At 58.0% G+C, this 12,070-nt stretch carries 6 protein-coding genes; 4 read left to right on the top strand and 2 right to left on the bottom strand.

The genetic code is table 11. The annotated features are described in order from the left end of the window. Window positions 1–100: 100 nt before the first annotated feature. Window positions 101–2,269 carry a bifunctional 23S rRNA (guanine(2069)-N(7))-methyltransferase RlmK/23S rRNA (guanine(2445)-N(2))-methyltransferase RlmL gene (gene rlmKL, locus Pan97_RS06665; RefSeq protein WP_144971339.1) on the bottom strand — a complete coding sequence of 723 codons (2,169 nt, stop codon included), beginning with the start codon at window positions 2,267–2,269 and terminating at the stop codon, window positions 101–103. A 204-nt stretch (window positions 2,270–2,473) separates the two neighbouring features. Here rlmKL and Pan97_RS06670 point away from each other — a divergent pair, with 204 nt between their 5' ends. The 4 genes from Pan97_RS06670 (at window position 2,474) to Pan97_RS06685 (ending at window position 10,780) form a co-directional block, all read left to right on the top strand. Further along, window positions 2,474–4,210: a DUF1559 domain-containing protein gene (locus tag Pan97_RS06670; protein ID WP_144971340.1), complete on the top strand. Its 1,737-nt coding sequence runs from the start codon at window positions 2,474–2,476 to the stop codon at window positions 4,208–4,210. A gap of 103 nt (window positions 4,211–4,313) precedes the next feature. Continuing rightward, window positions 4,314–5,357 carry a threonine aldolase family protein gene (locus Pan97_RS06675; RefSeq protein ID WP_144971341.1) on the top strand — a complete coding sequence of 348 codons (1,044 nt, stop codon included), beginning with the start codon at window positions 4,314–4,316 and terminating at the stop codon, window positions 5,355–5,357. 289 nt (window positions 5,358–5,646) lie between these two features. Beyond that, window positions 5,647–8,649 (top strand): serine/threonine protein kinase, encoded by a 3,003-nt coding sequence (locus Pan97_RS06680; RefSeq protein WP_144971342.1) that lies wholly within the window; start codon window positions 5,647–5,649, stop codon window positions 8,647–8,649. Between the two features lie 25 nt (window positions 8,650–8,674). Continuing rightward, window positions 8,675–10,780, top strand: a complete 2,106-nt coding sequence (locus Pan97_RS06685; protein ID WP_144971343.1) for a hypothetical protein — start codon at window positions 8,675–8,677, stop codon at window positions 10,778–10,780. A 44-nt stretch (window positions 10,781–10,824) separates the two neighbouring features. Here the strand turns inward: Pan97_RS06685 and aroF are convergent, their stop codons facing one another. After that, window positions 10,825–11,850: a 3-deoxy-7-phosphoheptulonate synthase gene (gene aroF / locus Pan97_RS06690; protein WP_144971344.1), complete on the bottom strand. Its 1,026-nt coding sequence runs from the start codon at window positions 11,848–11,850 to the stop codon at window positions 10,825–10,827. Window positions 11,851–12,070: the final 220 nt, after the last annotated feature.

Genomic DNA, 12,070 nt, shown 5'->3' on the forward strand with positions numbered 1-12,070 from the left:
TATACACGAATAACAGATTGATTTAGATAACGGGTGTCACCGTTGGCTCGCCCCGCAATGGCACCAAATCTTTCTCCCTATCCGTGTTCATCCGTGGTCACTATCCCGTCTTCCGCACCATTTTCCAGCACCGGTGGATGCGCTGATTGCGAAAGTCTTCCGGCACGGTGTGTTTCGAGATCTCTCGGATCTGCACGTTTTGCAAGGCTTCTTCGTCTAGCTTGAAGCGGCGGAAGTTATTGGAGAAGTAGAGGATGCCTCCTTCGCTCAGCAGGTTCAGCGTCAGGCCGATCATCTCGACGTGGTCTTCCTGAACGTCCCACACGTCGTCGGTACGTTTGCTATTGGAAAAGGTCGGCACGTCGACGATCGCCAGGTCGAACTTCGGCTCCGGCTTTTGGTTGCGGAGGTACTCCATCACGTCGCTACGGATGAAGTGATGCTTGGCGATCGAAAGGCCGTTGAGTTGGAAGTTTCTGCCTGCCCAGTCCAGGTAGTTGGCATTCAGGTCGACGCTGGTCGTCGAGGCTGCCCCGCCTGCCGCGGCGTAGACGCTGAATGCCCCGGTGTAACAAAACAGGTTCAGCACACGCTTGCCGTTGGCTTCTTCGCGGAACTGACTGCGTAGATTGCGGTGATCGAGGAACAGTCCGGTGTCGACATAGTCGGAAAGGTTGACCTCGAACTTCAAGCCTCCTTCTTCGACGACGACGATCTTCGACTCGTCCGAAACTTTCTCGTGCTGCGTGCTGCCAGACTGCCGCGTGCGGTGTTTGACGAAGACGTGCCCCTCGGGGATCTCCAGCACCTCACGAGCGGCTTCGGTCAAGTGATCGAGCCAGTCGGCGTACTGTGCCGGCGTGCGATCGTGCGGGCGGTCGTAGTCGGTGATGTGCAGGTAATCGTGATAGATGTCGATCACCAGTGGAATCTCGGGAATGTCTCGCTCGTACAGGCGGTAGCAATGGATGCCACGCTTCGGCCAGCGGCGAAAATGGCGTGCCCGCTTGGCGAGCCGGTTCTTCAGCAGTTGGGCCTGCTCTTTCGCCTTGTCATCTAGTCCGCCAAAGGCCGGCGTAAAGGTGCGTTTCGGCTTTTCCTCGGTCGATTCGGATGAGACCTCGTCGCCAGCTTTCGGCGGCGGAGGTCCATGATACTGATAGTAATGACACTCGGTCCGGCCGTTGTACATCTTGCGACGCCGGGTCGCTTCCTGCCCCATCGCTCGCTCGAACTCGGGAAACGCCGTGAGGATGAAGTGCGACCAGGTGGGTAGCTGCCGCAAGACATCGGGAAAGCCGCGGTAGAAATCCCATTGGGCTCGCCGGGCACGCGAGTGATCGTCGTATGGCGTGCTGGTGATCAGGCAGCCGTACTTGCGTTTGCTGGTTAGCTCGCTGAATGATTGCCGCTGGAAGTGAATGTTGCTGTCGACGCCGGCGGCGATCGCTTGTTGACGGGCCAGACGCAGGGCCGAGGCGTCTTCGTCGTAGCCGATAATCGATTCCGGCAATGCGTCGAGTACCTGAGCCCTGGCTTCTTCCAACAGATCGAGCCATGCCTCTTGATCGACCGCCGGCCAATCGATCAACGCGAAGTCACGTAGCAGCCCTGGTACCATATTCCGGCCGATCATCGCTGCTTCGATCAACAGGACGCCGCTTCCGCAGAACGGATCGACCAGGGGGCGCTCGCGATTCCAGTGACTCAGCTGAATGAGTGCCGCCGCGAGCGTTGGTTTCATGGGCGAGTGTCGCTCAGAGTCTAGGTACCCGCGGCGCGCAAGCCCTGCGCCCGAGGTATCGATCGTCAGCGTGGCGACGTCTTTGGCGATGGCGACTTCCACTGTAAACGTCGCCCCGGATTCAGGGAGCTTCTCACCATGGACCGATTGCAGTCGCTCGACGATGGCCCGCTTGGTTGCCCGTTGAATGGCCGGAACGCTGGTCAGCTGCGACTGGTAGCTGCGTCCTTTGACGGCGAAAGCCCCTTCGGCATCGATGAACGTTTCCCAGGGGAGTGCTTTCACGCCGTCGAACAAGGCATCGAAGTCACCGGCAGGGATCTGGGCCACTTCGATCAACACGCGATCGGCGGTCCGCAGGTGCAAGTTGGCCTTCATCGCGTCGGTATAGTTGCCGGCGAAGCGTACGCGACCCGAACCGAGGATCTCGGTTTCGTAGCCGAGCGTCTGCAATTCGCGGGCCGTGACGGCTTCGATGCCGAACGCCGTAGTGGCCAGAAGTGGGAGGGGACTGGATGGATTCACGCGCTTAAGTTACCTGGCAAGTTCCGGGGAATTCTTCATCGTACGTGCCAGTCGCCGGAAGGCATAGTGCGGCCAGGCATGCTGATGGCCGTAATAACTTCATCAAAAATCGCTCGAAGCCCCTGGCCGATCGGTTTATAAATAACTGCTTGTGGAGTGATCTATTTCTACCAGCAGCAAGGCAAACGCGGAGGCGAGTAACCCATGAGACATCTACTAAGTGCCCTATTGATCGGCTTTTTGACGGCCACTATGGCTTTTCCGCCGCAGTTGTTGATGGCCCAGGATGCCGCTGCCCCGGCTGCTGAGAGCAAGCTGCCGGGCTTGAATTACGTGCCGGAAAACGCTGTCGGCGTGGGTTTCGTGCAGGCCGATCGATTTTTGACCAACCCCATGGTACAGGCCTATCCGGTCGAAGTTGCCGAAGCGTTTGGCAAGAAGTATTTGGGCCTCAACCCCATGAAGATCACTTCAATTACCTTTGTGATCACGCCTCCTGCGCCGGACTATCCGTCACCGGACATGTTTTCGATTATTAAGACCTCCGAAACATTGAACGAAGAAACTTTCTTCGCCGGGATCGAAGAACTGGTCGACGGCATGGCCGCGGAAGAAGATATCAAGGAATTCTTTCCCGGTCTTAAAGGGAAAGCTTTCTTCACCGATGCTTATCCACTCGATTATGTGGCTGCCCACCTGTTGGACGAGCATACGTTCATGCTGGGTTCGCTCGGCGTGATGGGTGAGGTCGTCGGGAACGGTCCTAATGCCGAACTGACCAAGCCTGCCCAAATCTTGGCCGCAGCCAATGATGGTGCCGATGGATACCTCGCATTCAACGTGGAACCGGTTCGCGGTCAACTGAACGACATGCTGGCGAAGCAAAATATTCCTCCCCCGTTCACCATGTACAAGCAGGTTCCCAACTACACCGAATCGATCACTCTGAGTTGCCACTGCACCGGCAAATTGGCCGCGACCATGAAGATCAACGGTATTGACGAGGCCGCGACGGGGCGACTGGATGACATGATCGGTTTTGGCCTCGAATTGGCAAAGCAGACCATGCTGTCGGAAGCCGACAAAATGGTGCGAAGCGAAGACGAAGTAGAGGCCGCGATGGGACGCTACCAGGTTCGTGTTTCAGAAAGCATGATCGATGCGCTTCGTCCGAAGCAGGAGGGCAACTCGCTTGTCTTGACGTTTGAACAGAGCGAAGAAAACATCATGGGGGCGAACGTCGCTGTGATCGGTGTGCTCGTGGCGTTGCTATTGCCTGCCCTTCAGGCGGCTCGCGGGGCGGCTCGTCGTGTGCAATCGACCAACAACCTGAGGCAGATCGGCATCGCGATGCATAACTTCCACGATACGTTCGGAGCTTTTCCGGCCCAGGCAAAGACCGATGCCGAAGGGAAGCCTTTGTTGTCGTGGCGCGTGATGATCTTGCCGTTCATCGAACAAGGCCCAATGTTCGACCAATTCCATATGGACGAACCTTGGGACAGCGAACACAACAAGCAGTTCATCAAGCACATGCCCGAAATTTATCGCCGCCCCAATAGCACTGCCCCGGAAGGGTACACCACCTACCTGGTCCCCGTCGGGAAGAACATGGTCTTCGAGCCGACCTCGAAGCCGACCCCAGAAGGGCAGAAGATTACGATCGGATCCAGGTTCCGAGACATCACCGATGGAACTTCCAACACGGCAATGTGTGTCGAAGTTAATGATGACGCCGCCGTTATCTGGACCAAACCAAGCGACCTGGAAGTCGACCTGATGAACGTTTGGAAAGGGCTAGGCGAAGCCCAACCGGGCGGCTTCAATGGTCTCTGCTGTGACGCAAGCATCCGTTTCATCAGCAAGAATGCGAATGCCGACTTCCTGAAGAATTGGTTCCAGCGAAACGACGGCAAAGTGCTGCAGCTTCCGCGGGACTAAGAATGCCGTCGAAATCTGACGATGTGCTTGGCACCTCGAAAGCCTCCCTGCAAAATGTAGGGAGGCCTTTTCATTCCCACCTTCGAAAGTTCCCACGGTCGCCATGACGTACCCCATCGATCTTCGCAGTGATACGGTTACCCAGCCCAGTCCCGCCATGCGGCAATTCATGGCCCAGGCCGAAGTGGGTGACGCCGTCATCGATATCGATCCGACGACCGAGCGGTTGGAAAAGCTCACCGCCGAGATGCTCGGCAAAGAGGCCGCCATCTTCATGCCGTCGGGGAGCATGACCAATCAGATCGCGATTCGACTGCATTGTCGGCCCGGCGATGAATTCTTATGTGAAGAGAACTGCCACGTTTACAACTACGAACAGGCAGCGTTCGCGCAGTTAAGCGGTGTAGTAGCACGAACGTTGCCAGGCGAGCACGGCGTACTGCAGCCAGAGCAGTTTGAAGGCAAAGTGCGCCCCGAGAACGATCACCTGGTACGGACCAGGCTGGTTTGTCTGGAGAACACTCACAATCGTGGCTCAGGCAAAGTGCAGCCGTTTGACGTCGTCCAGAAGATCACAAACTGGGCGCATGACCATGGGCTCAAGACTCATCTCGATGGAGCACGGCTCTTCAATGCCGCCGCTGCCACCGGCATCCCGGTGGCCGATTGGAGTGCCATGTTCGACACCGTCAGTGTCTGCTTCAGCAAAGGTCTGGGGGCGCCGGTTGGTAGCGCTCTGGCAGGACCGGCCGAGTTCATCCGTCAGGCCAAGCGAGCCCGAAAACTATTTGGCGGGGGGATGCGTCAGTCGGGAATCATCGCGGCTGGTGCCCTGTTTGCTTTGCAGAATAACGTGACTCGATTGTCCGAAGATCACGAAAAAGCCGCCAAATTGGCTGAAGCGGTCCGCCAGACCGAGGGGATCCATTTGGACGTCGACCCGGTCGAAACGAACATCGTGATCTTTAGCATCGATAAGGAACTGGGCACGGCCGCGCAACTTCAAGCGGCACTCTCGGAGCGTGGCGTCGAGGTTCTTTCGGTCGCCCCCCAAAAGATCCGCATGGTAACGCACTTGGATGTTTCCATGCTGCAAGTCGATGCTGCGATTGAAGTTATCAAGCAAACATTGCCTGCCTTGGCGTAATCACGGCGGAGGAGGCCATCTCAGGATTATCACCGCTAGGAGGCCATTTTTTGCCGTAGGATCCTGCCGCTTTTCCCGATATTTCGGGCCGTTCAGGCACGGACTGGGTAAGCCATGAAAACCTGACCGAAGTTTTGCTCTTCGAGCAGCCTGCGCGGTACACTAATAGGTTGACGGAAAACGGTTTACGCCCACAGGAAGCACTCGTTTCAGGTGCTCTTCTGCGGGATGTGACGTAGCCGTGCGGTCCGCGTCGTAATGGAACAACAGAGACTGATCGCAAACAAGCATGCAAGTTACCAAGACGAACGACTTCTGGAAGCTGATCCTCGAATCTGGCCTCATGACCAAAGAGGCCTGCAAGCCGCTGCATGATCAATACCAGCAAACGGCCAAGAATGGTGATGCCCGGGCACTGGCTACCTGGCTAGTGAAAGGGGGGCATCTCACCACATATCAAGCTCGCTTATTGTTGGCCGGGCGTGTCAAAGCCATCAACATTGGTGAATACCAAATCACCGATCGACTGGAAGAAGGTCCGCTGCAAGGAACGTACGCCGGCAAGCATGCTCCTACAGGACATCCAGTGTGGCTGCATCCGATCGCGGCTGAGATCCAGGAAGATGCCGTTCGGTTTCCGATCGTGCAGCAAATGTGCAAGCTGCGATCGTCGGTTCCTCATCCCCATCTGATTCGCTGTTTCCACTTGCGACAGGGAAGCAAGCGAAGCTACCTGGTCACCGAACAACTCGATGGCAATCTACTGGCGGAAAGCCGACCTGGCGAAGGGGTACCGATTCCGACGCCTGACTGTGCGCGCCTGGTGCGTCAAGCGGCCCTCGGTGCGACTCAGATTCATAGCCAGGGCATGGTCGTCGGCGACTTGACCATGAATCAGCTATGGCTCGAACCAACCGGCAACCTGAAGCTGTTGCATCTGCCGGTTCGTCCCGTCGAAGCGATCCCGTGGTCGGACGAGTCGCAGGCCGAACGGCTTGATGCCTTGGCTAACGTTGCCGCACCAGAACTGCAACAAGCGGGCACAGCACCTACGAAGTTGAGCGACCTGTACGCATTGGGTGCGATCTTGTTCGACCTGCTGACCGGCAAGCCGCCTGTCGAAGGGAGCATCGCCGAGCGACTTCAGCAGCACGCCAGCGCTAAAGTTCCTTCCCCTCCTTACATTCCCGGCAACTTGATGCAGGTTGTTCAGTACCTGCTGGCCAAGAACCCAGGCGGGCGGTACCAAAGCGCCCAGGACGTTGCCGAAGCGCTCCGTCCTTTCGTCGATGCCAGCCAGCTTTCGCCTCCCTTAGCCGATGCATTGCCGACGATGGGAAGCTACCTGCAGCACTTGGCAACGAGTGCCAGCGAGCCCGTGGCACCGCCAACGCCTCCTGCTGCCGCGGCACCACCGGCCGCGGTTCCGTTTCCTGGCCAGGCCCCACCTGCCGCACCGATTCCACAGCCCGTTCCCCCTGCGGCAGCGCCCTTTCCCGGAGCCGCACCACCGCAAGCGGTTCCCCCTCAACCAGTGGCTACCCAGGTGGCTACGCCGGTTGCCGTTCCGCAAGCAACCGTCACAACCGGGGTTCCCGCGGCTCAGCCAGCTCAAGAGGGTGGCGCCAGTCGCGCGACCGCACTGACGGAACGCATTCGCAAACGCAAGCTGCAGCGCAAGATCACCAGCCTGGTTGTGCTGGGCGTGATGGGAATTGCCGCGATCGTCGGCGGGATATACGGCTACGGAATCCTCTTCCCGTCGAATGACATCGCCGATAACGGAGAGCAAGTCGAAACCCCACCCGAAGGAAACCCTGATACACCGCCGGTCGATCCGCCACCCGAGGTTGATCCGGCACCGATGACCCCAACAGGGCCGCAACTGGTACAAGACGATGGCCAAACGTTGTGGGCGTCGCCGACCGATGGGCAGCCAATCGACCTGACCGGCGTGCCGAACGATACGCGTCTGGCCTTGGTCGTGCGCACGAGCGACCTGACCGGCAACCCTGAAGGAGACCGCATTCTGCGGGCCTTGGGACCAGATTTTGCCGCATTGCGGGAGCAGTTGGAAGGAGAGCTGGGAGTTCGCTTCGAACAACTCGAGACCCTTACGGTCAGCTTCGGTACGTCGACCGCAGGGGGACCTCCGTGCCTGGTAGCGAAGCTCAAAGGGGGGACGAACCTGCTTTCGCTGTGGGGCAATCCCAATCCGATCGCCAGCGGCATCCCGGCGATGTACGACGTCAAAGGTTGGACCGTCATGCCCGTCCCCGGCAAAGAGGATCGCCAGTTCGTCGCCGGTTCGAAGGCCGTTGTCGAAGCGATCGCCCAACGAGGCGTAGCCGCGCCTCAGCTGACGCGCGAGCTGGAACAGCTTCGCCGCGAGTCGGACGATCAACAAACGGTCAGCTTGTTGGTCGAACCGCAGTTTCTTGCTTCGTCAGGTAGCCAAGTCATGCGAGGTGAACTGGCAGCTGGCTCCGCTGGCTTGAGGGACTTCCTGGGCGAAGGCATTCGTGCAGTTCTGGTGAGTGGTCACCTGGGGCAAAACCTGTACCTCGAGATGCGGTGCATAGGGTCGCTCAGTTTGGATCCACCGAGCCTGGCCAATTCGGTCAAAGAGAAGATCAACGGCGTATCGCGTAAGCTGGAAGATGCCATTCCGGCAGTGAATCCCACACCCTATTGGCGTCGACTGGCTTCCCGTTTTCCGAACATGATTCAATTTGCTTACCAGCAATCGCGAACCGGGGTCGATGCCAACCAGGCGGTCGTCAACATCATGCTTCCTTCGGCCGCCGGTCAAAACATCGTGGCGGGTGCCGAACTGATGCTCGCGGCCAATTCGACCGGTGCGGTCGGTCCGGCAAGCGGCGCGCCGATGCCGGCGGCGAAAACTCCGGAAACGATCGAGGAGAAGCTGGCCAGTACGATGAGCATATCCTTCCCGCAAAATTCGCTCGAATTCGCTCTGCGTGACATTGGCGAAGAAGCAGGCATTCCGATCGAAATCAAAGGGGGGGATCTGCAACTGGACGGAATCACCCGCAATAAGGAAATCAAGGAATTCACGCACGACAATAAACCGGTCGGCGAGATCCTGGCCCAACTCCTGGTGCGGGCCAATCCCGAAGCCTCGCCGGGCGCCAACACCGAAGTACAAAAACTGATTTATGTGATTCACCCCATGGACGGTCCCGAAGAAGCAAAGAAGCTGGTAGTCACCACCCGCGCCGCTGCGGAAAAGAACAACTACACGTTGCCTGACGTGTTCAAGATCAAATAGCCTCTTCTTGTGCGAGAGTAATCGCGTGACCCTATTCCGAGTTCAATGCCCGACCTGTGCTGCTCGCCTGAAGGTGACCAGCCGTTCCCTCATCGGCCAGATTGTCAACTGTCCGAAGTGTGGAAGCATGGTCGAGATCGCCGAGCCCGATTCGCCGGCATCGCCAGAAAAGTCGAAGGCAAAGGCCGCACCCGTCGCTGCACCGGTAGTTTCCCAGCCTGAGACCGCGGCACCGGAAACACCCAAGCCCGAAGCTCCGGCTGCCGAGCCTCCGATAACCTCGGCCGAGGTTTCCGGCTCCGACGCGGTGTTCGACAATCTCGACGAGATGTTGGCCGGATCGCCAGCGACAGAAGCACAGTCGCCGACTCCTGAAACGCCCCAGCCTGCCGAAGCTGCAGCGACCGAGATCCATCGATTTTCCGACAGCGCTTCGGTCAGCAAGATGCGCAACATGGCACTGATTGGCGGAACGTCGATCATGGCCCTCGCCACATTCGCCGTGATTGGATATGCCGTCTTCTCCAGCAGCGACAACACGGCGCCGGTCACTCCGGAAGAGCCGGAGCCGACCCAGGTAGCCCAATTCGAACCGCCGGTTGAGGAAGAACCACCCGCAGAGAAAGAGCCAGCCCCCGTCGAAGAAGCTCCGGAACCGGCGAAAGAACCAGTCGAACCTGAACCTGCCCCGGAGGAAACACCCACCCAAGAGCCGAACCCGCCCGAGGCAACCACTGAAGCTTCGCCTGAGCCGATGATGCCCCGCGACGAGAATCCGTTTCTGTTCGACGATCCGGATACCACCACGCCAGCGGAGAAGCCGGCCGTAGAAACACCGAGCGATGATGATGGCAAGCCTAAGGTTGCCGAGGCGAAACCTTCGATTTTGGAATTGAAGGACGACCCGCTCTATGAAGTCTTTGGCGAGGCGTTTCCTGTTTTGGATCCCGAGGCCTTCGAGCCATCGGCAAGCATGAATCCGGGACCGCCCGAAGCGGCTCCGGCTATGCCGCAAGTCGACGTTTCGACCGCCCCGGAGCTGGTACCCCCCATTCCAGAAGTCGATGTCGCTCAGCGGCTGCGTGATCCGATTGTGCGGATTGAGTTCGATAACATGCCGCTCAACGAGTTCGCTTCGTTCGTGACGCAGATGAGCACCGTGCCGGTTACGCTTGATCCACTTGCGTTGGCATCGGCCGACATCAACGCCAAAACGCCGATTTCCGTAAAGCAAACGCAAACGTCGGTCGAAGGTATTTTGAATTCGGCGGTTCGCCCGTTTGGTCTGGAAGTGAAAGCGACCGACAAGAGTGCCCGACTGCGAATTACGCAGCCTCTGGATGGCCATAAACGCGTGGCCCAGCTACTGGTCGATGATCTGGCCAAAGATCAGAAGGAGGTTGCCGATATTGCTTACCTGATGACGCACCTGGTTGAACCCCTTTCGTGGAAGCAGTCGCGCGGTGACGGGCTCTATCGAATTGATCCAGGCAAGATCATGATCACGCAAAGTGAAGTGTCGCACTTCAAAGCGGTGGTGTTCTTGGAGAAGCTGCGGATCGCGCGCGGTCTTCCCAAGCGTAGTAATTTTTCGGACGAACTGTTCGATCTGACGCTTCGCGGCGATCAGCTTTCACCGGCGCTGCAGAAAGACGTGAAGCTGCAAGTCGTCGTGCCAACGCCGTTTTACAAAGTGGTCGACCAGCTTGAGAAAAAGAGCGGCCTGACGATTTTGTGCGACTGGGACTCGCTGGCGATGAACAAACTGGGACCTGCGACCCCGGTAACGTTAACCGCGCCCGGCGTGAGCATGCAGCAAGCGCTCGAGCAGTTCTGCAAGGCCTGGAAACTGGAAGCGTTGCCGATCAATTCGACGACGGTCCAACTAGTCAGCGAGCGTAGCACTCCGATCATGCCATGGTTGGAGTTCTACGACGTCAGCAAGCTTCAGTTGGGTAAGTCGGAAGCCGCCGCACTGATCAACAATGCCAAACGCGAGTTGACCGATCTTCGGAAAACAGGCTACGGCGATCTGCAGTATGATCCCGTCAGCAAGCGTCTGTTGGCACTTTTGTCAAAAGACGATCACCAGCGATTGCAGTTCGCTTTGCAGCGGAAGATCTCTAACTGACGCGGAGATCTTCCTTGGGTTTCAAGCTTGAACGCCTCCAGGGCTTAGACGTCGGCCCCGCATTGGATTCCCACGGCATTGGCCACGGCGCGGCAACGTTTCATCGTTTCGGCGAAGGTGGGCAAATCAAGCGATTGGTAGCCGTCGCTCATGGCTTCATCGGGCTCGGGGTGCACTTCCACGATGATCCCGTCGGCGCCGATCGCCACGGCGGCAACACACATATCGGGGACCAGGGCAGCATGGCCGGTGCCGTGGCTCGGGTCGATGACCACCGGCAAATGCGTCTTCTGATGCAGGTAGGTTACCGTCGCCAAAGGAAGCGTGAAACGCGTGTGTGACTCGAAGGTCCGAATCCCGCGTTCGCATAGCATGACTCGGCTGTTCCCTTCGTTAAGAATGTATTCGGCGGCCAGCAGTAGTTCGTCGATGGTGGCCGATGGTCCGCGTTTGAGCAGCACGGCCCGATCGACTCTGCCGACTTCTTCCAGCAGGCGGTAATTTTGCATGTTCCGGGCACCGATCTGCAGCACATCGGCGTACTTGGCCACCAGTTGGACGTCTTCCGAGGCGACTACCTCCGTTACCACTGCCAGGCCTGTTTCTTCGCGGGCCGTGGCCAGCATCTTCAGGCCTTCTTCCTTCAGTCCCTGGAACGAGTAAGGGCTGGTACGTGGCTTGAACGCCCCCCCACGCAGCGCCGTGGCACCAGCGGCTTTGACCGCCTTGGCAGTCTCGACAATCTGGTCTTCGCTCTCCACGCTGCAAGGACCCGCGATGACGCCGCACTTGCCGTTGCCGACTTCCAAACTGCCTGCTTTGACCAGCGTTGGCTCCGGCTTCACTTCTCGGCTGGCGACCTTATAGGGGGCCAGGATCGGCACGACCTTAGAGACGCCTGCGACGGTCTCGAACGACTCACGCATTTCTTCGCGTTTGTCGCCAATCGCGGCGATCACGGTTCTTTCGGTCCCTTGGATAACATGGGCTTTGAGCCCTAATTTCTCGACTTTTTCGGCGGCGTGTTGAATCATTTCGCCGGTGGCTTCCCGTTTCATAACGATGATCATTGCTTTCTCTTCCCAGGCTTAGTTTGGTGAGGTGTCAGTCGTAAAGTTGGCAATGGAAACAAAAAAAGCCCTGAATCGCTTTCCGATTCAGGGCTTTGGAGTTCTCGCGTTTTGCAGTTCGCAGTTTACACAGAATCCTCGGCCCTACTCGGAAAGTAAGGAAAGTAGAATCCAAAAGTAAACTGCCAGCTGTTCATATCGCTTATTATGTGCGCGATTT

This window comes from Bremerella volcania (genome assembly GCF_007748115.1).
In the GTDB taxonomy this organism is placed as follows: Bacteria; Planctomycetota; Planctomycetia; order Pirellulales; family Pirellulaceae; genus Bremerella; species Bremerella volcania.

Bases quoted from the DNA above. Each gene is read 5' to 3' on its own strand.
- Pan97_RS06670 (WP_144971340.1), top strand. From the start codon at position 2,474: ATGAGACATCTACTAAGTGCCCTATTGATCGGCTTTTTGACGGCCACT.
- Pan97_RS06675 (WP_144971341.1), top strand. From the start codon at position 4,314: ATGACGTACCCCATCGATCTTCGCAGTGATACGGTTACCCAGCCCAGT.
- Pan97_RS06680 (WP_144971342.1), top strand. From the start codon at position 5,647: ATGCAAGTTACCAAGACGAACGACTTCTGGAAGCTGATCCTCGAATCT.
- aroF (WP_144971344.1), bottom strand. From the start codon at position 11,850: ATGATCATCGTTATGAAACGGGAAGCCACCGGCGAAATGATTCAACAC.